The sequence below is a fragment of the Deinococcus sp. YIM 77859 genome (genome assembly GCF_000745175.1).
GTDB lineage: Bacteria > Deinococcota > Deinococci > Deinococcales > Deinococcaceae > Deinococcus.
Genome location: NZ_JQNI01000002.1, coordinates 1,035,001 through 1,056,264, shown reverse-complemented (window position 1 = coordinate 1,056,264; position 21,264 = coordinate 1,035,001). Strand labels below are relative to the sequence as shown.

The window sequence follows — 21,264 nt, the reverse complement described above, 5'->3', positions numbered from 1 at the left end:
TTATGCAACATTCATGGGATAAGAGGTGGAAGCGGGCCGTCCTTTCTGCGCTGCTGCTGACCGGTATGGCCGAGGCGGCGACCATCAAGATTGCGACGGTCAGCCCGCTCAGCGGCAGCCTGACGCCCATCGGCAGCGAGGTCAAGCGCGGCGCAGAGCTGGCGGTGCAGGAACAGGCACGGGCCTTTAAGGCTTTGGGCTATGACCTCGTGCTGGCGCCCTACGATGACCAAGCCTCAGCCACACTGGCCCCGCAGGTCGCCAAGACCATCCTGGCCGACAAGGCCATCATCGGCGTGGTGGGAGCGCTGAATTCCAGTGTGTCTAATGTCTTGGCCCAACACTTCGCGGCTGCCAAACTCGCCATGATTTCTCCCGCCAGCACGGGGGACCAGCTCACCCAAAACGGTTGGTCGCACTTTAGCCGAGTGGTTGCGCCGGACAGCGCGCAGGGGGTGGCGGCGGCCGACTACCTCGCCGAAGAGCTGAAGGCGCGGTCGGTCTTTGTGATTTCCGACAACACCGCCTATGGCAATGGGCTGACGCGGGCGCTGATGGCTAACCTGAAAAAGCGCAAGGTGCCGGTGGCCGCCTACATGGGCGCTTCGACCCCCGCACAGATTGCCGAGGCGGTGAAGCGGGTGGCGGCGAGCTCCGCCGATGTCGTGTACTTTGGCGGCACGGACGACACCGGCTCTCAGCTTGTCAAGGCGCTGCGGGCGGCGGGCGTCACCGCCACCTTTATGGGCGGAGACGGTCTGGACTCGCCCAGCTTCCTCCAGCGCGCCGGCATCGCGGGGGCGGGCGTGGTCTACAGCACGGTGTTTGGACCGCCCAGCGCCTTTTCGAACGCCCTGGACTTCAGTGAACGGTACCAGGCCGCCTACAAGACCAAGCCGAGTGGGGTGGCCGTCTACGCCTACGACGCCACCAACACGCTTCTCAGTGCGATCAAGGCGGCGATGGGGAGCGGCCGTACCCTGCCCACACGCGCGCAGGTGAGCGCGGCGGTTCGCAAGGTTAACCTGCCCGCCTGCTTCAACGCCGACAAGAGCCGCTGCGCGACGGTGACCGGAGCCATCGCCTTTCAGGACAACGGGGAGCGGGAACGCTCGCGGGTGATGATGATGCGCTTTGACGACGTGTTGCAGGCGCAGGTTGTCAAGGTACAGACCGTCAACGCGGACAACCTGAAGTAGGAGAGGCGCTAGACCCGCGCGGCCTCCCGCTCCCCGGCGAGATGGAGCCAGGTCGAGAGCACCGAGTCGGGGTTGAGGCTCACCGAGTCGATCCCCTGCTCCATCAGCCACTGGGCGAGGGCGGGATGGTCCGAAGGCCCCTGCCCGCAGATGCCCACGTACTTGCCCGCACGCTTGGCCGCCCGGATCGCCTGACTCATCAGGGCGAGCACCGCCTCGTTCTGCTCGTCGAAGAGGTCGGCGACCAGCCCGGAGTCACGGTCGAGTGCCAGCGTGAGCTGCGTCAGGTCGTTGCTGCCGATGGAGAAGCCGTCGAAGTGTTCGAGGAACTGGTCGGCCAGAATCGCGTTTGACGGCACCTCGCACATCATGATGACCTTGAGGCCTTCATCCCCTTCCGACACGGCCTCGCCGCGCTTCAGGCCGTTTTTCTCCAGAATCTCGATGATGGTTCTGGCCTCGCCGACGGTGCGGACGAAGGGAATCATCACCTGGACGTTGGTGAGGCCCATCTCCTCTCGCACTTCCCGAATCGCCCCGCACTCCAGCGCGAAGGCGGCGGCAAAGTCGGCGGAGCGGTAGCGGGAAGCCCCCCGAAAGCCGATCATGGGATTCTCTTCCTGCGGCTCGTAGGCAGAGCCGCCGATCAGGTGCGCGTACTCGTTACTCTTGAAGTCGCTGAGGCGCACGATCACCGGCTTGGGCGCAAAGGCTGCCGCGATGCTCGCTATGCCCTCACTCAACTTCTCGCGAAAGAAGTCGCGCGGTGAGGGGTACCCCGCCGTCTTTTCCTCGATCTGCGCCCGCACGTCCTCGGGGACATTCGGGTAGTCGAGCAGCGCGCGGGGGTGAATGCCGATCACGTTGGAGATGATGAACTCCACCCGGGCCAGCCCCACGCCCTCGTTGGGGAGCGCCGCAAAGGAGAAGGCGCGGTCGGGCGAGGCGACATTCATCATGATCTTCATGCCGACTTCCGGCATCGCGTCCAGCTCGATGCGGCTGACTCGGTAGGGAAGCTTGCCCGCGTACACGTAGCCGGTATCGCCTTCTGCGCAGCTCACGGTGACGGTTTGCCCGCTCCTGAGTTCACGGGTGGCGTTCCCGGTGCCCACCACCGCCGGAATCCCCAGCTCGCGGGCGATGATCGCCGCGTGGCAGGTGCGGCCGCCGCGGTTGGTCACGATGGCGGCCGCGCGCTTCATCACCGGTTCCCAGTCGGGGTCGGTCATGTCGGCCACCAGGATGTCTCCGTCCTGCACCTGGTTCATCTCGGCGGGGTCGCGCACCACCCGCACGGTTCCTGCGCCGATACGGCTTCCCACCGCGCGGCCCTCGACGAGCACCTCGCCCCGACCCTGGAGTTCGAAGCGTTCCAGGGTGCGCCCGGCGCGGCTCTGCACCGTCTCGGGCCGCGCCTGCAGGATGTAGATGTGTCCGTCGCGCCCGTCTTTCCCCCACTCGATGTCCATCGGGCGGCCATAGTGCTCCTCGATGGCCACGCACTGGCGAGCGAGTTCGGTGAGGTCCTCGTCCGAGAGGCAGAAGCGGCGGCGTTCCTCCTGCGGCACATCGACCGCCAAGACGCCGCCCCCCTCGGCATACACCATCCTGCGGGCCTTGCTTCCCAGCGTGCGGCGCAGCACCGCGCGCTTTCCGGCCTTGAGGGCAGGTTTGTACACGAAGTACTCGTCGGGGTTGACCGCCCCCTGCACGATGAGCTCGCCCAGCCCGTAGGCTGCCGTCACAAGCACCGCGTCCCGGTACCCGCTCTCGGTATCGAGGGTAAAGGCCACCCCGCTCACGCCCAGATCAGTGCGGACCATGCGCTGCACGCCCGCCGACAGCGCGACTTCTGCATGCCTAAAGCCGTGGTGGACGCGGTAGGAGATCGCTCGGTCGTTGTACAGGGAGGCAAAGACCAGGCGAACATGGTGCAGCACAGCCTCGGCGCCGCGCACGTTGAGAAAGGTTTCCTGCTGCCCGGCGAAGCTCGCTTCCGGCAAGTCCTCGGCGGTCGCGCTGGAACGCACCGCCACGTCCGGCTCGCTGCCACCTGCCTCCTGCGTCATCCGTGCGTAGGCGTCGCGAATCGCTCCTTCCAGGGCGCTGGGGAGTTCGCCCTGCTCCACCCACCCGCGAATCTCGCGGCCAGCAGCGGCAAGGGCGACCACGTCGTTCACATCGAGTGCCGCGAGCCGGGCGTTGATCTTTTCCTCGATGCGGTTATGCGCAAGAAAGGCGCGGAAGGCGCCAGCAGTCGTCGCAAAGCCTCCCGGCACCCGCACCCCGGCCCCGGCGAGGCCCTGGATCATCTCGCCGATCGAGGCGTTTTTGCCCCCCACAAGCTCCACGTCCGTCATCCTTAGTGTCTGGAACCAGCGAATCATCTCCATGCGTTGTCTCCGTTCTGATGGGCTTTTGCCGAGTGGAAGCGGCGGGGGTTCGTGTGCTGAAGCCTCCCCAGCTTACTCCGGCGGCCTCCTGCCGTCTGCCCCCCCTCTTTACGGGAACTTAACAGCGCGCTCGTAGCCTCAGCCGCGAGGTGAACGACATGCACAAGACGTTCCTGACCACGCTGGCCCTCAGCGTCCTGACCACGCCCGCCCTTGCCCAGATGAATCACGGCGGGATGAATCACACCACGCCGAGCGCCCGTTCTCAAACCGCGATGACCATGGACCTGGAGGCCCTGAATAGGCTCAGCGGCAGGGCGTTCGACCGCGCCTTTCTCTCCATGATGATCCCGCACCACCAGGCGGCGGTTGCCATGAGTCAGGCCGTGCTTGGCACCAAGGACGCTCAGGTGAAAGCCTGGGCGAGCGCCATCATCCGGGACCAGAACCGCGAGATTGCCCAGATGACCACGCTGCTCCAAAGCTACGGCGGCGTGGACACCCAGATGGCCGGAATGATGAAGACCATGATGGGCGGGATGGTGGAGCGGGTGAAGCAGGCCAGCAACAAGGACCTAGCCTTTGTGCAGGGGATGCTGCCCCACCACGCCTCCGCTGTTGCTATGGCGAACCTCGCCTTGCAAAAGTCCCAGAGCCCCAGCATCCTCAAGCTCGCGCGTGACATTGTTCGTGCCCAGGCGCAGGAGATGTACGAGTTCAGGCTGTCCCTGCTGCGCTGACCCGTCACCGCCCGGAGGTGGAATGCCCCAGATCCTGCTTGTGGATGACGATCCCGCCATTCTCGAAATCCTGCGTGCCTACCTCACGGCCGAGGGCCATACCGTGCTGGAGGCGGTGGATGGAACGCGGGCACGTGCCCTTCTCCCCCGTGCCGATCTCGCCATTCTCGACTGGATGCTGCCGGGCACCTCTGGGATGGTCCTGGCCCGTGAGGCCCGCGCCGCTCGCCTGGACCTGCCCATCCTGATGCTGACGGCTCGGGGCGAAGAGGAGGACAAGTTGCGCGGCCTGGACGCCGGTCTAGATGACTACGTGGTCAAGCCCTTTAGTCCCCGCGAGGTGGTGGCCCGCGTGCGTGCCCTGCTGCGCCGTGCCGGGGTGCGGGAGACGGTGACGAGTGGCGGCCTGCACCTCGATCTGCGCGCCCGCAGCGCCCGTCTGGACGGGCAACCGCTCGACCTCTCCAGGCTGGAGTACGACCTGCTGACGACCCTCGCGCAGCATCCCGGTTTGGCCTGGACGCGCGAACGCCTGCTCGAACGGGTCTGGGGAGGCGACTTTCCCGGCACCGAGCGGGTGGTTGACGTGCATATCACCGGGCTACGCAAGAAGCTGGCGGATTCTGCAGAAGCGCCGCGCTTTATCGAAACCGTTCGTGGAGTCGGCTACCGCTTTCGGGATGCGGAAGACTAGGCCATGCGCTTTTTTCCCCGGCTGCTGCTCTCGCACCTGCTGGTGATCGGGCTGGCAGTGTGTGGCCTCGTTCTCTCGGCAGAATGGATTGCCCCCGCCTTCTATCGCAGCCACGTCGAGCAGATGGTCCGGCTGATCGGTCCGGAGGGGGCCGAGCTGCGGCCCGACCTCGAACACGGGATGCGGCAGACGCTGACGCGGGCTTTGCTCGCTTCCCTGCCGCTGGCGATCCTGGTCGCGGCGGGCACTGCCCTGCTGTCTTCCCGGCGGGTGGTTCGCAGCGTTCACCTGCTGAGTGAGGGGAGCCGTGCCCTCGCGAGTGGGAGGTATGCCCGGCGGCTTCCCGAGGAGGGCCGCGACGAACTGGCGGACCTGGCGCGTAACTTCAACACGATGGCCGGTGCCCTGGAACGGGTCGAGCAGGGCCGAGTGGAGCTGATCGGGAATGTCGCCCACGAGCTTCGTGCGCCCTTGGCCGCCCTGCGGGGGTACGCGGATGCCATGACCGACGGGGTCATGTCCCCAGAGCACGCGGCGCGTTCCATCGTCCGTGAGGTGGGGGCCATGGAACGCCTGGTGCGTGACCTCAGCCTGGTCTCGCGGGTGGAGGCGGGCGCGGTCGAACTGCATCCCAGTATCTTTCCTCCCGGCAGGCTGCTGGCAGCGGCACGCGAGCGGTTCGAGGGCGCTTACGCCGACAAGGGCGTGACGCTGGAGGTGACGCTCACGCTTGGCCTTCCCGACGTGCGGGCCGATTTCGAGCGGGCCTCACAGGTGCTCGCCAACCTGCTGTCGAACGCCCTGCGATATACGCCAGAAGGTGGGCGCGTCCAAATCGGTGCTGGCCTGGCAGGCACAGCCGTCCAGTTCACTGTAGTCGACACCGGGAGCGGCATCGCGCCCGAACACCTGGGCCGTATCTTCGAGCGCTTCTACCGCGGCGACCCGGCCCGTTCCCGAACCGACGGCGGCAGCGGTGTGGGCCTCACCATCGCGCGGGGGCTGGTGGAAGGCATGGGAGGAACACTCACGGCGAGCTCGACGCTGGGAAAGGGGAGCACTTTTGTCTTTACCCTACCCCTGGCGGGCGCTCCAGAGCCGGGCACACTCAGCGGTGCGTTCGCAACCAGTCCTGAAAATCGTGCATCTCGTCGGCCTGGGTCATGATGATCTGCTGCGCCAGGCTCAGTACATGCTCGTCGTTCGACCGCTGGAGGGCGAGGTTGGACATCTCATTCGCGCCCGCATGGTGGGGAATCATCATCTCCAGAAAGACGGCATCGGGATTCTGCGTGTGGGCCATCATCTGCATCATCGGGGGCATGCCGGACATCGCCTGCCGCATCAGGTTCATCAGGGCAAGGCTCGGGCCGCCGAAGCGTTGCAGTTCGGCCTGCATCTCCGCGATCTCTTTCTGCTGACTGTCGATGATGCTTTGCGCCCACGCTCGCACCAGGGGATCACGCAGCCTCGGCAGGGCGGCGCGGCTCATCTCGATGGCCGAGGCATGGTGCGGAATCATCGCCGAGAAAAACGCCCGGTCAAAGGCGGTGCCGGAGAGGCTCCGAAGCTGATTCATCACCGGCTGCATCCGGGCGTGCATGTCCATCTGCATGGCCATGGGCATCGGCCCACTCCCGCCCGCCTGTGCAGCACTCACCGGCAGCGCCAGCAGGGTCAGGCTCAGCAGGACGTTCTTCATGCCGCCACACTCCCCAGCAGGTTCTGGCAGGCTTGTTCGCAGCGGCGGCAGCTTTCCGCACAGACCGCGCAGTGTTCCATGTTCATGTCGCGCGCATGCCGTTCGCACTCGTCCCCGCAGGCCCGGCAGGCGGCCACGCACGCCTGAAGCTGAGCCCGCAGCACATTCTGGTCAGGCTGCGTCAGCCGCGACAGCACGCGACCCGTTGTCCCGCACACGTCGGCGCAGTCGAGGTTGAGGCGGATGCAGTGAACGAGGTGCATCAGGTGTTCGCGCTCGCCCAGGCAGGCGTCAGCGCAGGAAGCGCAGGTCTGGGCACACGCAAAGCAGGCCTCGATGCACTCGGCCAGGGCGTTGAGGTCAAACACGCTGGCAGGATTGGGATGCGTTTGCAGCATTTCTCGGGTGTTCTGCGACATGGCGAGGCTCCTGGTGGCATGAGGGCGTTCAGAGGGGTCGCGCCGAGTACGTCGCGGCCTAGCTGAGCGCCACAGGGGCGAATGACCTTGCCTCGTCATCGTAGGAGGCGCCGTGTTCAGCTTGTGTAAAGCTCCGGCAAGCCTCAAGGGAGCCTCAAGGCAGCGCCGCAGCCAGAGGGAGGAAGTTTGGCGGGCTTGCGCGTGTCACTCTGAGGCATGACTGCCCCGCGCCCCGCTTCTCCTTCGCAGCCGGTCCTTATCGTCTCGGACCATACGGGTCTCACCGCCGAGAATACGGCGCGTGCCCTCCTCGCTCACTTTCCCGGCCAGCCCCTGCGGTACCTTCAGCGGCCCTTTGTGGCCACGGTGGAGGCGGCGCGGGGCGTCGCGCGGGAGGTGAGGGCCCTGGCCGAGCGGGGTGAGCGGCCCCTGATCTTTACCACCATCACTGATCCTGCTGTGCTGCGTGAGCTGGAAGCCACTCCCGCCCGCGTGTTTGACCTGTTGGGTCCCGGGCTCGCCGCCCTAGAGGAGGAGTTTGGTGTCCGCGCCGCCCGCAGCGTAGGCCGCTACCACGACATGCATGACCAGACGAGCTACGTCGCCCGTATGGATGCCCTGGACTTTGCCCTGGCGACCGATGACGGCTTGGGGAACCGCCAGTACGGGCTGGCTGACGTGATTCTGGTGGGCGTCAGCCGCGCCGGCAAAACGCCGACGAGCCTGTTTCTGGCCCTGCAATACAGCCTCAAGGCGAGCAACTACCCCCTGGCCGAAGACGACTTTGAGCGCGAGGGGCTCCCGATTCCCCTCGAACCCTACCGCAGCAAACTGCACGGCCTCACCATAGATCCGCGGCGGCTGCACGCCATCCGCACCCAGCGCAAGCCGGGCAGCCGCTACGCGAGTCTCGAGCAGTGTGAGTACGAGGTGCGGCAGGCCGAGCGCCTCTTCGCCCGAGCTGGGCTCCCGGTGCGCGACACGACGAGTGCCAGCGTGGAAGAGATCGCGGCGGGCATCGTCGCACAGCTGCGGCGCGAGTAGGCGCTGCATACATAAGTTCCTGTGCCTTTGGTCTGGCCCCCCTATCCTATCCCGCGTGAGGGCTGTCGCGAGGAGAGCAGGGCCGTGAACAATGAGATTCCCGTGCAGATGATCGGACCGCAGGGTGAGGTGATGGCGCACGCGGTAGACGCCTGCGTGCACTGTGGCTTTTGTCTGCCCGCCTGCCCGACCTACGCCCTGCTGGGCGACGAGATGGACAGCCCGCGCGGACGCATCGTCCTGATGAAGGAGGTGCTCGAAGGCAGCCTGCCCCTCGCGGACGCCGCCCCACACCTCGACCGCTGCTTGGGCTGTCAGGGCTGCGTGACGGCCTGTCCCAGCGGCGTGCCCTACGGTGAACTCATCACGGCCTTCCGCGGCTGGAGCGAGCCGCGGCGCCAGCGTTCGCCCCTGGACCGTGCCAAGCGGGCCGCCATCCTCAAGATTCTCCCCGCGCCCAAGGTCTTCAGCCTGGCCGCGCGGGTGGGGCAGCACACCAAGCCCCTGGCGCCCGTGCTGCCCGCCGCGCTGCGGGCACCCCTCGACCTGCTGCCCGAGCAGGTCCCGGCCATGCAGCCGCTGCCCCAGGTGACCCGTGCGCGGGGCCCGCGCCGGGGCCGGGTGGCTTTTCTCGCTGGATGCGCCCAGCAGGCCCTTGCCCCCAACTTCAATGCGGCGACCTTGCGCGTGCTGGCCCGCAACGGCATCGAGGTGGTGATTCCCGAAGGGCAGGGCTGCTGCGGAGCCGCCGCCCTCCACACCGGTGCTCGAGATGAGGCCCTGCGGCTGGTCCGCCAGAACCTGGCCGCCTTTCATCCCGACGACTACGACGCGATTCTCTCCAACGCGGCGGGCTGCGGCGCAGGCCTCAAGGAATACCCGGCGGTGCTGCACGGTCTGCCCGATGAGGCCCGGGCGCGTGCCCTGGCCGCCAAGGTGCAGGACATCAGCGAGTTCCTGGCGGGGTTGCTGCGGGCGGGTGAGCTGGAACCCTTCTTGCCCGCCTCCCGTCCCCTCACCGTCGCCTACCACGACGCCTGCCACCTCGCCCATGCCCAGGGCGTGCGTGCTGCCCCCCGTGAACTCCTGCGGGCCATTCCCGGCGTGACGGTGGCCGAGGTGCCCGAAGGTGACCTGTGCTGCGGCTCGGCGGGCACCTATAACCTCGAGCAGCCCGAGCTGGCCAACAGCCTTGGCGTGCGCAAGGCCAGAAACATTCTCTCCACCAGGCCCGACCTGATCGCCAGCGGCAACATCGGCTGCCACACGCAGATTCAAAGCCACGTGCGCCGAGCGGGGAGCCGGGTCCCCGTGCTCCACACGGTGGAGGTGCTTGATCTGGCCTACCGGGGGGAACTGTGAAGCGGGATCAGTGGAAGGGTGGAGGGCCGTTCACCCTTCCTGCTCTCCTGACCCCTCACCCTGGCCCACGCACGGAAGCGGCAGGAGACCTATGACCCCCCGCAAGACAGCCCTTTTTCCCGGTTCTTCCGCCCCCCTGCCCCGCTCGGCGAGCACGCCGGACAACGCCCTGGCGACCGAACTCACCCGCCGGCTCGGCCCGCACAAGGTGCTTTCCCGCCTCTCCGAGCGCCTCAACTACCGCTACGACGCCATTCAGTTCGGGGCGACGCCGCTTTGCGTGGTGCTGCCCGAGTCCACGGCGGACGTGGTGACGGCGGTGCGGGCAGCGCGGGCCGCCGGGGTGCCCATCGTGGGCCGTGGGGCGGCAAGCGGGCTTTCGGGGGGGGCGGCGCCCGCTCAACCGAGCGTGGTCGTCTCCTTTACCCGCATGACCCGCCTGGAGATTTTTCCCGAACGGCGTGAGGCGCGGGCTCAGGCGGGCGTGGTGACGCTGGCGGTCACGGAGCGGGCCAGGCCCTTTGGCCTGATCTATCCGCCCGACCCCGCCAGCTTTCGCACGAGCACCATCGGCGGCAACCTGGGGGAGAATGCGGGCGGCCCGCTGTGCTTCAAGTACGGGGTGAGTGGCGACTACGTCCGGGCGCTGGAGTGGGTGGACGCCGAGGGCGAGGTGCATGAGCTCACCCGTGAGGCCTACGACCTGGCTGGTCTGCTGATCGGCTCGGAGGGGACGCTGGGCCTGATCACCGAGGCTTCGTTGCGCCTGACCCCGCCGCCCCAGTTTACCCGGACCCTGATGGCCAGCTTTGCGGACGTCGGGGCCTGCGCGCAGGCGGTCAGCCGGGCAATTGCCACCGGTGCGGTGCCGGCCAAGCTTGAATTCATGGATCAGGCTTGCGTGAATGCCGTGGAAGACTTTCTTCGGCTCGGCCTGCCGCGTGAGGCGGGAGCGCTGCTCCTGGTCGATACCGACGGCGACGATCTGGACACCGTCGAGGAGGAACGGGCGCTGGTGGAAGCGGCCTGCCTGGAGGCGGGAGGAACGGTGCGCCGCGCGGTTAGTGACGCCGAGAGCGCCGCGCTGTGGCAGGCCCGGCGCAGCGTCAGCCCGGCCCTGGGGCGTATTCGCCCGCAGCGCATGAACGAGGACATCGTGGTCCCGCGCTCGGCCCTCGCGGAGGTGGTGCGCGAGATTCGGGCGCTGGGGGACGCTTCCGGCCTACCGCTGGTGCAGTTCGGGCACATCGGGGACGGTAACCTGCACCCCAACATTCTCTTTGATCCCCGGCGCGAGTCCCCGGAGGCGGTGCATGACCTCGCGCACCGGATTGCCCTCGTCGCCATTCGTCATGGTGGCGTTCTCAGCGGTGAACACGGCATCGGCACCATGAAGCGGCCCTTTATGCGCGAGGCGGTCGACCCGCTCACCCTGGCCGCGTTCCGAGACGTGAAGCGGGCGCTGGACCCGGCGGGGGCGCTTAATCCAGGCAAGGTGCTGCCGGATGAGGAAGGAGAGCCCCATGCCCATCCTTGACCTCTCTCCCGGTGACCAGACCATCACCGTGAGGAGCGATACCAGCCTGCTGGAGGTGTACCGGGCCCTTCCCGCCGGGCTTTACCCGCCCTTTCCCCCGGTGGAGCTGCCGGGGGGCATCGGCGGTCTTGTGGCACGCGGCGGCTTTGCCCAGACCTTCTTTTTCGCTGCGGAGGTGCTGGGCGTGACCTTCCGTTCGCCCTCGGGCCGGGTGATCCGGGCGGGTGGACGCACGGTGAAAAACGTGCAGGGCTACGACCTGACCCGGCTCTTCGTCGGTTCCTTTGGGCGGCTGGGAGAAGCCCTGGAGGTCACCCTCAGGCTGCGCCCGGGTCCCGACCTGCGGCATGTGGTGGCTCCCGGTTCCCTCGCCGCTCTGGGGCACCCCACGGCCCGCTTTGCCTGGCAGGACGGCGACAACGTGCACCTCCTGCACTTTGGCCACGCGCGCGAGGTGAAGCGGGCGCTGGCCGCGCTGCCCCAGGCGCAGGAGGTGACTGAACCGCTTGATCTCACCTCCCGCTTTCCAAACGGAATGGGCGTAGCCGAAAGCGCCTCCCTGCGTGACCTGCGCTTTGGCTGGGTCAACGGTGCAGGCCCCCCCCCGGTTCCCCCACTGTTTGCCCGGCTGGCGGACACCCTCTGAACGCTCCGCGGTCTATGCTGAGCCATGACCACCATCACTGGGCCGGGGCGAACGCGCCAGACGGAGGTGTACGTGCGTGGCCTGGGGGGCGAGCGGCCCGCCGTGCCTGTCTCGCCCGAGCGGCTTCAGGCGGCGGCGAAGGCCAAACTCAGGGCCGCTGACTTCGCCTACATCGCGGGGGGAGCAGGAGCGGAGCGCACCCTACGGGCCAACCTCGCCGCCTTTGAGCGGGTGCGGTTGCTGCCGCGCCGTCTGTGCGGCACGCGCGAACGTGACCTCAGCGTCGACCTGCTGGGGCAGACGCTCAAAAGCCCCCTTCTCCTCGCGCCCATCGGCGTGCTGGAGGCGGCGCACCCGCAGGCTGACCTCGCGGTGGCGCGCGCGGCGGCCGCAGAGGGCGTCCCCTTCATCTTTTCCTCGCAGGCTTCGGTGCCCATGGAGGCTTGCGCGGCGGCGATGGGCGATTCGCCCCGCCTCTTTCAGCTCTACTGGGGCACGGACGACGAGGTGACCCGTTCCTTTGTGCGCCGGGCCGAAGCCTGCGGCGCGGCGGCCATCGTGCTCACGCTCGATACGACGCTGCTGGGCTGGCGCCCGCGTGACCTCGACCTGGGGAGCCTTCCTTTTCTGCGTGGCCAGGGTCTCGCGCAGTACCTCAGCGATCCGGTGTTTCGCTCGCGCCTCGCTGCGCCTCTTCCGGCGCCTGCCGTGCAGCCCCGGCGCACACCGGCCCTGCTGCGCGCCGGGGCCGAGCTCGCCGCCAAGGGCCGTCTGTTCGGCCTCAGCCTAGAGCAGATGCGCGCAGCTGCCGCCCGCTTCACCGCCACCTACACGCGCCCCGACCTGGGCTGGGACGACGTCAGCCGCCTGCGCGAGTGGACGCGCCTCCCCATCCTCCTCAAGGGCATCCTCCACCCCGAGGACGCGCGTGAGGCTGTTCGCCGGGGCGTCGATGGCCTGATCGTGAGTAACCACGGCGGCCGGCAGATCGACGGCGAGGTCGGGACGCTGGACGCCCTGCCCGGCGTGGTCGCGGCGGCAGGAGACCTCCCCGTGCTCCTTGACAGCGGTGTTCGCACCGGCTCGGACGTGGCCAAAGCCCTCGCCCTGGGCGCGCGGGCAGTGCTGCTGGGACGGCCCTACGTCTACGGCCTGGCGCTGGCAGGGGAACGGGGGGTGCGCGAAGTCATCGGGAACGTGCTTGCCGAGTTTGACCTCACCCTGGGCCTCTTGGGGGTGGGGGCGGCGCGCGATCTGGGACCGGGGCAGCTGGCCCCGTCTACACAACCCTGACAAACCCGGCTATTCTGCGAGGCGTGCACAAGCAACTTGCCTTGATGGCTGCCCTGCTGCTGGGGGCGGCGGGGGCGCAGACCGTGAACCTGCGCATTCTTGAAACCTCCGATCTTCACACCTCGGCCCTGGGGTACGACTACTACCAGGACAAGCCGACCGGCGAATTCGGACTGGAGTACACGGCCACCCTGATCAAGCAGGCCCGTGCCGAGAGGCGCAACACCCTGCTGTTTGACAATGGCGACCTCATTCAGGGAAATCCTCTCGGCGACTTCGCGGCGCGGGTGCAGCCTCTCAAAGAGGGCCAGATGCACCCCATGCACCAGGCCATGCGTACGCTGAAGTACGACGCGGCGACGCTGGGCAACCACGAATTCAACTACGGTCTGGACTACCTGGAGCGGGTGTTGGACGCGGCGCCCATGCCCTACGTGAACGCCAACGTGCTCAACCCCGACGGCAGCAACCGCTACACGCCCTATGTCGTGCAGCGCAAGATCGTCTATGACGAAACGGGCCGTCCGTATGTGCTCAATGTCGGTGTGATCGGCTTCACGCCCCCGCAGATCCTGAACTGGGACCGAGCCCACCTTGAAGGCAAGGTGCAGGTGATGGACATTGTGGAGGCTGCGCGCAAATTCGTGCCGCAGATGAAGGCCCAGGGGGCGGACCTCATCGTGGCCCTGGCCCACACCGGCATCAACCAGGGGGAGTACACTCCCGGAGCGGAGCAGGCGGGTGCCGAGCTGACTCGTGTAGACGGTATTGACGTGGTGCTCACCGGGCATAGCCACCTGGAGTTTCCTGGCACCGCCTACAAGGATGTACCCGGCGTCAACCTGCAAAAGGGCACCATCAACGGCAAGGTTGTGCTGATGCCCGGCTTTTGGGGCAATACCCTCGGTGTGGCGGATCTCCAACTGAAGTACGACCGCGCTGCTCAGCGTTGGAGCGTCGTCGACGCACAGGGAAGCCTGCGGCCCATCTGGGACAAGGCGGCCAAAAAGAGCCTGGTCACGCCTGACCCGAGCGTGGCCCGGGCCGTGCAGCAGGCCCACGAGGGCACTCTGGCCTACGTGCGCGGCAAAGTGGCGGATCTCAGTGCCCCCATCACCTCCTACTGGGCGCTCGTGCAGGACGACCCCAGCGTGCAGCTCGTCAGCAACGCACAAGCCGCCTACGTCAAGGCTGCGCTGGCCAACACCCAGTACAAGGATCTGCCGGTGCTGTCCGCTGCCGCGCCCTTCAAGGCCGGGGGCCGCGCCGGGGCCAGCTACTACACCGACATTCCGGCTGGAACGCTCGCCATCAAGAATGTCGCGGACCTGTACGTCTACCCCAACACGGTGCAGGCGGTGCTTGTCACCGGCGCTCAGGTACAGGAATGGCTGGAGCGCAGTGCCGGGCAGTTCAGACAGATCGATCCAACCAAAACTGAACCCCAGGCCCTGGTTGACGAGAGCTTCCCCACCTACAATTTCGACGTCATCGACGGCGTCACCTACGAGATAGACGTGACCCAACCCGCCCGCTACGACCGCAGCGGCAAGCTCGTCAACCCAGAAGCCCGCCGCATCAAGAATCTGATGTACCAGGGCAAGCCCATCGATCCCCAGCAGCAGTTTGTGGTCGCCACCAACAATTACCGCGCCTCGGGCGGCGGCGCCTTCCCCGGACTGAACGGTAAAAACATCGTTCTTGAGGCTCCTGACGAAACCCGCCAGGCGATCATCAAGTACTTCCAGGACGAGAAGACGGTCAACCCGACAGCCGATGGCAACTGGAAGCTTACGCCCATCCCCGGCGTGACCCTGCTGTATGTGAGCAGCCCGAACGCGCAGAAGAATCTGCCCGCCGGAGCGTCGCTGCTGCGGACGCGCGACGACGGGTTTGCGGAGTACCTGATCAAGTTCTAAAGGAGACCGCAGGACCGGGGGCGGTGTCGGCCACGTGGCTTCCACCGCCCCCCTGCTTTTGACCGAAAGCTCAGCTCCGGTGCTTCACTCGTCACCCAGGCGCAGTCCCTGACTCACAATGCCGTCTGCCTGGATCGTCACCGGCTGCCCGTTGCTGCTGGTGCCGTAGAACTCGATAGAAGTGACCTGCGTCACATTACCGTCGGTTGCGCGGGCCAGGTTTCCCAGACCACCTTCCAGGGAGAGGGTGTACTGGGCGGGAACCCCGTTGGCGGGCAGCGTGTCGCTGGCCTGGGGCGGGCAGGAATTGAGAGCCGTCCGGGCAGCACAACTGTACCCGGAGGTCAGGTACAGGTTCAGCTTGTTGACGTCACCCAGGTTCTCCTGCGTGGTCGTGCCGCTGACCGTAGAGACGGTTTTCTTGAGGATGCGGTATCCCTTGAGGTACACCGCGTCCGAGCCGGGACGGGTCATGAAGGTAAAGGTGACGCCATTGCCCGGCGTGATCGTCCAGGTGACCTTTGCGGGTGCGGTTTCTGTGGCGGGCGTGACCGTCTTCGTCGCGGTTTCCGTTGACCCCGAGTCATCGACCGCCACCCCTACCGACACCCGGTTGCCGAAAAGCTGTCCCGGTGCGTTTCCGCAGGCACTGAGGACCAGACCAAGGACGAGGGGTAGACAGGCCAGTTTCTTCATTCGTTCTCCTCCGGTTCGACCGTCTTCAGGTGGGGATTGAGGATGTAAAAGGCGAGGCGCTTCATCCCCGCTAGAAAATCCACATTCTCCACAATCACAGCACGCCACTCGTCACTGATTTCTTGCTGGCCAGAGCGCTCCAGCAGGCGCGGCTGAATCACGGTGGGAGCGAAATTGAGAATGCCGCGAATCCCTGCGTCCGCAAGGCTCTGCGCGGCGTCCTGCGCGCGTTCGGGCGGCACTGCCAAAAAGCCCATGTCCACCCGAGTGCTGCGGGTAAAGTCGCGCAGGGTCTCCACATGCGCCACCGTCAGGCCACGCACGCGCTGACCGACGATCTCGGGGCTAACGTCGAACAGGCCGACGTACTGAAACTGGTAGTCACTCGCGCCGGGGTAGTTGGCGATGGCCTGCCCCAGACGGCCCATGCCCACAATCACGACGTTCCAGGTTTGGTTCAGGCCCAGGACGCGCAGCAGTTCGCGCTTGAGAACAGGCACGGTGTAGCCCATGCCGCGGGTGCCAAAGCGCCCGAAGTAGGCGAGATCCTTGCGAACCTGAAAGGCGGTGACCCCCGCGCGCTCGGCGAGGTCATTGCTGCTGGTGCGGCTGACGTCCTGCGCCTCCAGCCCTTCGAGGATACGCAGGTACGTCACGAGGCGGCTGATTGTCGCCGTGGGAATGCCCGTCATGCGGTCACCGGACCCGGAAGTGATCGAAGCCGTTTGCGTCGAGATTCTCCTCAGCCTTGAGCAGAGCGTCGCCGCTGAAGGGGCCGATCAATACGGTCACCTTTTTGCCTTCCGGGGCGTTGACCGTCGGGGTGTAGCCCTGTTCGCGCAGCATACCAACCATGCGCTGGGCGCTTTCCACGCGGTCGAACGCGCCGACCTGGAGGTACACCGGCTCGCTGGGCGCCGGCACGCCGGCAGAAGCAGAAGAGGTGTCCTCGGATGGGGCCGTCTCCGTGCGTTCGCCCCCTGTGTCTTCCGTGGCGGTTGCCTCCGTGAGACGACGACCACGCGGCGGGTACAGGACCGCCTGGGGATATGCCCGCTGAATATCGGCGAGTGCCTGCCGGGCCGTCGCCTCGTCCGCGAAGGGCCCAACCTGCGCAACCACCTGATCCCCCAGATCGATGGGGTAGACCGTGTATCCCAGGTTCCGGACGCTTGCCGTGTTGTTTTGGGCCAGGGCTTCGGAACTGAAGGTGCCCAGGCTGATGCGGTAGTCACTGCGCAGCGGCGTGCGCTGCTCGCTGGTGGGCACCGCGCCGCCCGCGCGGGGAGTGGCTGCCCCCGGCGCTCCGGCAGCTGTGTCCAGGGCCCCAGGATTTGCCGGAGGCGTGGTCAGCGTGACGGTGGGTGGGGAAGGTGCGGGCGGCGCAGCGGGGATGGGCTCGGCGGGCACGACCGGGACCTCGGCGCCCTCAGGGCGGGCCGTGGGTGAGGAAGTGGCCGTTGCCGTGTTCCTCTCCTGGGGCTGCGAAGGTGTGGCCGGGGCGGGCGAGGCCGCCTCCTCGGGAGGAGAGGAAAGCCCCGCCGCGTCTTCGGCGGCGCGGCTGGTGTCGGGCGCGGGGGACGGCGTGACGGGCTCCTCTGTTTCACCGAGGTCCGTGCCGGGGGCGCTGGGGATCACCGGCGCGTCTTCGGCGGCGACCACCGGGGAGGTAGGGGCCTGGGCGACCCGCTCGGGACGCTGTTCCAGCAGCAGCAGTCCAAAACCTGCGAGCAGCAGCAGCACCAGCAGGCCGATCAACAGGTCCGGCCAGCGGCGGGGCCGTGCATCGGCGCGGCTCATTTCAGCGCTCCTTTCGCGCCCGCGTGTCCGAGGTTGGCCGCCCGCTTGAGCGACTCACGCGCGTCCGACTCCCGGGCTTGGGCGCGTTGCGTCAGGCCCAACAGGTACCACGCCTCGCCGTTCTTGGGCTGGTCGCTCACCAAACCGCGCAGAATCGCCTCAGCCTCGGCGTAGCGGGCGCCGGCAAGCAGGGCCGCCGCAAGGTTTTGCCGCGCCGTGGGGGTGGGGTCCAGCTTCACGCTGGTGCTCAGGGCGCCCGCCGCTCCGGCATAGTCCTTTTGGGCGTACGCACTCAGGCCCAGCCACAGGTAGGCTTCGGCGCTGGGAAGGGCCGCCACGCTCGCCCGCAGGGCAGTGCGGGCAGCACCATACTGGCCCTGCCGATATGCGGCAACGCCCTGCACAAACCGTGCGCGGGCGAGGGTGCTCGCCTCCGGCTTCAGGCGAAGCGCCTGCGCGGCGTCTCGCGCGGCCTGCGCCGTTTGCCCCAGCGCGAGGCGCAGGGCGGCCAGGCCGGTGAGATACGCTGGGTTTTGTGGAGCGAGGGCCACGGCCTGTTCATAGGCGGACAGCGCTCCCTGGCGGTCTTGGCGGGCAAGGCGCAGTTCAGCCAGCCGGGCGTAGGCGGCTGCGTTGCGGCTATCTTCCCGCGTGGCGTCCTGGGCGGCGAGAACGGCGGCCCGCGTGTTCCCCGCGGCAGCCAGCACGTCGGCCTTGCGCAGCAGCAGGCGGGCACGGTCACGGCCGTTCGTCACGCGCCCAACCGCCGCGTCCAGTTCGCGGGCCGCTCGGTCGGGCAGGCCCTGCCCCAGGTAGACATCGGCCACCAGCAGAGCGGCGTCCACTCGCTTCGGCTGGCGCTCCAGCACCGCGTACAGGTCCGGCAACGCCGCTACGCCCTGACCCGCCAGCACCTGCGCCTGCGCTCGTCGAAACCGGGCATCCAAGTCATTGGGGTCAAGGGCGGTGATCTCGGCCAGGGTCGTACTCAGCCCCGCAAAATCTCCGGCGCGCGTCTGCTCGGCCGCCAGGGCTTCCAGAATCTGCCGCTGTGTGGCCGCGCCCGCCTTGCCGCGGGCCAGACTCGCGGCCTCGCTGTAGAGCCGCAGCGCGTCGGCGTAGCGGCCCTCGCGGGTGGCGATCACACCCAGGTTGTACGGTCCCTCGGGGCGCTCGGGGGCCAGGGCCACCAGTTGGGCGAATTCGAAGGCCGCGCCCTTCAGGTTGTTCTGCGCGAGCAGCGTCAGGCCCAGGCCAAAGTGAGGCTCGGGCTGCCGGTAGTTCTGTGCGATCAGGCTCTCGAAGAGCGTCTGTGCCCGCGCAAGCTGCCCGCTGCGCAGCGCGGTCTGTGCCTGCGCGAGCGTGTCGAGCTGCGCCGCGGTGAAGGGTGTGACGGGGAGAGCCGCGGCTGGGGCTGCGGGACTGGTCGAGGTGGTGGGCAGGGCGGGCACGCGCGGCACGGTGGGCGTTCCCACCCCCTGCAACGTGGTCTGCACCGAGGTCGCCGCCGACGTGTCGAGGAGTGTCTGCGCGGAGGCGGCGGGCACAGCGGTCAGCAGCAGGCCGAGCAGCACCTTAAGGTTACGTTGGGTCACCGGGGGGCCTCCTGAACGGGGAAACGTGACAAGGGTAGCATCAGGTTCTTTCTTAACCCTTACGCGGGTCGGGCACGCGAGGTGGTTGTGATTCTCGCATGCCCCATCGGCCAAGGTGGTATGAAACCCCGCCTCATCCACCTGGACACGAGAAGTGCCCCCCGGGGATGGGGAGGCACCGAGCAGCAGACCGGAATGTCAGGCGGGAACACCGAGGGCGGCTCCGGGCCGCTTCAATGCCAGTTGCCCGCAGGCCGCGCCCGCATCCTTCCCGCGCGAGCGGCGCACGCTCACGTCCACACCGCGGCTTTCCAGCACGTCGTAGAACGCCTGGATCTGCTCCTCGCTGCTCGCCTCGAAGTCTGAGCCCTCCCAGGGATTCATGGGAATGAGGTTGACGTGGCTGACCAGGCCACGCAGCAGGTCGGCAAGCCGCTCAGCCTGCCACAGGTGGTCGTTGACGCCGCGCAGCATGGTGTACTCAAAGGTGACCCGGCGGCCGGTGACCGCCTGGTAGTCACGGGCTGCCGCCATAATTTCCTCGATGGAGTTGGCCGCGCCCGTCGGAATGATGCGCCGCCGCGTCTCCTCGTCTGGGGCGTGCAGGCTGATCGCCAGCTTGAGGCCCAGGTCGTCCTCCTGCGCGAGTTGCCGAATGCCCCGGGCGATGCCCACGGTCGAAAGCGTCACGCGGCGCTTGCTCATGCCCAGGGCCTGGGGGTGCAGCAGGATGCGCGCGGCCTTCATGGTCTGGGCGTAGTTCAGCATCGCCTCGCCCATGCCCATAAAGACCAGGTTGCGGATCTCGCGCGGGGCGATCCCCTCGCCACCCGCGACCGCGAGCACCTGCCCGACGATCTCGCCCGGCGTGAGGTTGCGCCCAAAGCCCATCGCCCCAGTCGCGCAGAAAGCGCAGCGCGCAGGACAGCCCACCATCGTCGAGACGCAGACCGTCTTGCGGTCGAGGTAGGGCATATAGACCGCTTCCATCTGCCGCCCGTCCTGCAGAGTAAAGAGATACTTCACCGACCCGTCCGCACTTCGGACCGTCTCGATCTCCCGGAAGGGGTTTAGGGTGTAGCGCGCGGCGAGGTCTGCCCGCATCTGGGCCGGGAGGTTCGTCATGGCCTCAAAGGAGCTGACCCCCTGCACGAACACCCACTCCAGCAGTTGCCGCCGCCGGAAGCCCTCCAGCGGGTATTCTTCAGGGTGGAGGTCAAGGAGAAGCTGCATCAAAAAAGTCTAGCGGTTGGGCTGGGGGAGGGGAGAGGTGCAGGGCACGATCCCCGCCAGGGTCCTGAACGCCCTGCCCGACGCCGTACCCTGTGACGCATGGAGGACTCCCACCTCAACGTTCTGGCCGCGATGATCACGCCCGCCGTGCTCATCAGCGGCGCGGGTACTCTGCTGATGAGCACCAGCACGCGGCTGGGCCGCGCCACCGACCGCGTCCGGCAGCTCACGGCCCGTTTCAAGGAGCTTGTTGGCGAGGAGGGCCAGCGTTCGCCCCTCGCCCGCGAGGAGAAACGGATGATCATGCGGCAGTTGCCGCGCCTCACCCGCCGCACGCGTATCATCCAGCGGGCCATGACCGCCTTTTATCTCGCGGTGGCGCTGCTGGTGCTCACCAGTCTGGTCATCGGGGCATCCGCCCTGCTGGGCTCGGCCCCGGGACCTGCCCCCGTCCTCCTGGCGATTCTGGGAGCAACCGCCCTCGCCTACGGCGCCCTGCTTCTCAGCTTTGAGACGCGGCTCAGCGCCCGTACCACCCAGGAGGAGATGGCCTTTTTGGTGCAGCTTGGTGAGCACTACGCTGGCCTGTACGGCGGCGAGGAGCGGTCCTGAGCCGCCGTTCGCCCCCCGCCACGGAAGCCCAAAGCCAAAAGCCCCCACCCGTTGCCAGGTGGGGGCTCTTTTCAGTGGGGGCTTAGTCGCCGTAGCTGGGGTGAACCGTGTTGCCCGGGCGGGTGTCGTCGTAGCGCCCCGTGCCCGTGACGGCGTCCGTGCTGGGAACAGCCTCGCCGTACTTCTCCAGCGTGCGCTCGTCGGCAACCTGCATCTCGCGCACCGCACTCAGGCCGGTCCCGGCGGGGATCAGCTTGCCGAGAATCACGTTCTCCTTCAGGCCGATCAGCTCGTCCACCTGGCCACGCATGGAGGCTTCCGTCAACACGTGCGTGGTGTGCTGGAAGGAGGCAGCCGAGAGCCAGCTCTTGGTGGTC

The 21,264-nt window shown here is 67.4% G+C and carries 20 protein-coding genes (1 of these 20 only partly in view); 11 read left to right on the top strand and 9 right to left on the bottom strand.

Going from position 1 to position 21,264, the window contains the following annotated elements; translation table 11 throughout:
* Positions 1–2: 2 nt before the first annotated feature.
* Complete coding sequence (locus EI73_RS05315; protein WP_034384868.1) at positions 3–1,199, top strand: branched-chain amino acid ABC transporter substrate-binding protein; 1,197 nt, start codon at positions 3–5, stop codon at positions 1,197–1,199.
* Between the two features lie 8 nt (positions 1,200–1,207).
* On the opposite strand, the gene ppsA is transcribed toward EI73_RS05315, so the two are convergent.
* Positions 1,208–3,595 (bottom strand): phosphoenolpyruvate synthase, encoded by a 2,388-nt coding sequence (gene ppsA, locus EI73_RS05310; RefSeq protein WP_034384866.1) that lies wholly within the window; start codon positions 3,593–3,595, stop codon positions 1,208–1,210.
* 158 nt (positions 3,596–3,753) lie between these two features.
* Here ppsA and EI73_RS05305 point away from each other — a divergent pair, with 158 nt between their 5' ends.
* From EI73_RS05305 to EI73_RS05295, 3 genes are read left to right on the top strand one after another with little or no spacing between them, the layout of a single operon-like run.
* Positions 3,754–4,335, top strand: a complete 582-nt coding sequence (locus tag EI73_RS05305; protein WP_034384864.1) for a DUF305 domain-containing protein — start codon at positions 3,754–3,756, stop codon at positions 4,333–4,335.
* A gap of 22 nt (positions 4,336–4,357) precedes the next feature.
* Positions 4,358–5,029: a winged helix-turn-helix domain-containing protein gene (locus EI73_RS05300; protein WP_034384863.1), complete on the top strand. Its 672-nt coding sequence runs from the start codon at positions 4,358–4,360 to the stop codon at positions 5,027–5,029.
* Positions 5,030–5,032: 3 nt separating this feature from the next.
* The gene (locus EI73_RS05295) at positions 5,033–6,196 is read left to right on the top strand and encodes a cell wall metabolism sensor histidine kinase WalK (protein ID WP_081908965.1); all 1,164 of its coding nucleotides are present in this window, start codon (positions 5,033–5,035) and stop codon (positions 6,194–6,196) included.
* On the opposite strand, the gene EI73_RS05290 is transcribed toward EI73_RS05295, so the two are convergent.
* Entirely contained in the window at positions 6,138–6,731 is a 594-nt protein-coding gene (locus EI73_RS05290) for a DUF305 domain-containing protein (RefSeq protein WP_034384860.1), read from the bottom strand. The two genes, EI73_RS05295 and EI73_RS05290, sit on opposite strands and share 59 nt — an antisense overlap.
* Complete coding sequence (locus tag EI73_RS05285) at positions 6,728–7,150, bottom strand: four-helix bundle copper-binding protein (protein ID WP_034384859.1); 423 nt, start codon at positions 7,148–7,150, stop codon at positions 6,728–6,730. The genes EI73_RS05290 and EI73_RS05285 overlap by 4 nt, the downstream gene beginning before the upstream one ends.
* A 216-nt stretch (positions 7,151–7,366) precedes the next feature.
* On the opposite strand from EI73_RS05285, the gene EI73_RS05280 reads away from it, so the two are divergent.
* From EI73_RS05280 to cpdB, 6 genes are all read left to right on the top strand, one after another.
* The gene (locus EI73_RS05280; RefSeq protein WP_034384858.1) at positions 7,367–8,194 is read left to right on the top strand and encodes a pyruvate, water dikinase regulatory protein; all 828 of its coding nucleotides are present in this window, start codon (positions 7,367–7,369) and stop codon (positions 8,192–8,194) included.
* Between the two features lie 84 nt (positions 8,195–8,278).
* Positions 8,279–9,556, top strand: a complete 1,278-nt coding sequence (gene glcF / locus EI73_RS05275) for a glycolate oxidase subunit GlcF (protein WP_034384856.1) — start codon at positions 8,279–8,281, stop codon at positions 9,554–9,556.
* A gap of 91 nt (positions 9,557–9,647) precedes the next feature.
* Positions 9,648–11,093, top strand: a complete 1,446-nt coding sequence (locus EI73_RS05270; RefSeq protein ID WP_034384855.1) for an FAD-binding oxidoreductase — start codon at positions 9,648–9,650, stop codon at positions 11,091–11,093.
* On the top strand, positions 11,080–11,739 hold the full coding sequence (locus EI73_RS05265; protein ID WP_034384854.1) for an FAD-binding oxidoreductase: 660 nt from the start codon (positions 11,080–11,082) through the stop codon (positions 11,737–11,739). Before EI73_RS05270 ends, EI73_RS05265 begins: the two co-directional genes overlap by 14 nt.
* 24 nt (positions 11,740–11,763) lie before the next feature.
* Entirely contained in the window at positions 11,764–13,032 is a 1,269-nt protein-coding gene (locus EI73_RS05260) for an alpha-hydroxy-acid oxidizing protein (RefSeq protein ID WP_034384852.1), read from the top strand.
* A 44-nt stretch (positions 13,033–13,076) separates the two neighbouring features.
* Positions 13,077–14,951 (top strand): 2',3'-cyclic-nucleotide 2'-phosphodiesterase, encoded by a 1,875-nt coding sequence (gene cpdB, locus EI73_RS05255; RefSeq protein ID WP_051935419.1) that lies wholly within the window; start codon positions 13,077–13,079, stop codon positions 14,949–14,951.
* A gap of 84 nt (positions 14,952–15,035) precedes the next feature.
* Here the strand turns inward: cpdB and EI73_RS05250 are convergent, their stop codons facing one another.
* The 5 genes from EI73_RS05250 to rlmN form a co-directional block, all read right to left on the bottom strand.
* On the bottom strand, positions 15,036–15,647 hold the full coding sequence (locus tag EI73_RS05250; RefSeq protein WP_034384849.1) for a hypothetical protein: 612 nt from the start codon (positions 15,645–15,647) through the stop codon (positions 15,036–15,038).
* The gene (locus tag EI73_RS05245) at positions 15,644–16,339 is read right to left on the bottom strand and encodes a redox-sensing transcriptional repressor Rex (protein ID WP_034384848.1); all 696 of its coding nucleotides are present in this window, start codon (positions 16,337–16,339) and stop codon (positions 15,644–15,646) included. Before EI73_RS05245 ends, EI73_RS05250 begins: the two co-directional genes overlap by 4 nt.
* A gap of 4 nt (positions 16,340–16,343) precedes the next feature.
* Positions 16,344–17,447 carry an SPOR domain-containing protein gene (locus tag EI73_RS16220; protein ID WP_034384847.1) on the bottom strand — a complete coding sequence of 368 codons (1,104 nt, stop codon included), beginning with the start codon at positions 17,445–17,447 and terminating at the stop codon, positions 16,344–16,346.
* Positions 17,444–19,042: a tetratricopeptide repeat protein gene (locus EI73_RS05235; RefSeq protein ID WP_034384845.1), complete on the bottom strand. Its 1,599-nt coding sequence runs from the start codon at positions 19,040–19,042 to the stop codon at positions 17,444–17,446. Before EI73_RS05235 ends, EI73_RS16220 begins: the two co-directional genes overlap by 4 nt.
* A gap of 198 nt (positions 19,043–19,240) precedes the next feature.
* Complete coding sequence (gene rlmN, locus EI73_RS05230) at positions 19,241–20,275, bottom strand: 23S rRNA (adenine(2503)-C(2))-methyltransferase RlmN (RefSeq protein WP_034384844.1); 1,035 nt, start codon at positions 20,273–20,275, stop codon at positions 19,241–19,243.
* 99 nt (positions 20,276–20,374) lie between these two features.
* Between rlmN and EI73_RS05225 the strand changes: the two genes are divergently transcribed.
* Positions 20,375–20,887 carry a DUF2721 domain-containing protein gene (locus EI73_RS05225; RefSeq protein WP_034384842.1) on the top strand — a complete coding sequence of 171 codons (513 nt, stop codon included), beginning with the start codon at positions 20,375–20,377 and terminating at the stop codon, positions 20,885–20,887.
* A gap of 82 nt (positions 20,888–20,969) precedes the next feature.
* Here EI73_RS05225 and EI73_RS05220 read toward each other — a convergent pair whose 3' ends face one another.
* Positions 20,970–21,264 carry the 3' portion of a DNA-directed RNA polymerase subunit beta' gene (locus EI73_RS05220; protein WP_034384841.1) on the bottom strand. Its footprint extends 4,316 nt past the window's final position, so 295 of the gene's 4,611 nt are visible here — the last part of the coding sequence; its start codon lies off the right edge, out of view; the stop codon is at positions 20,970–20,972.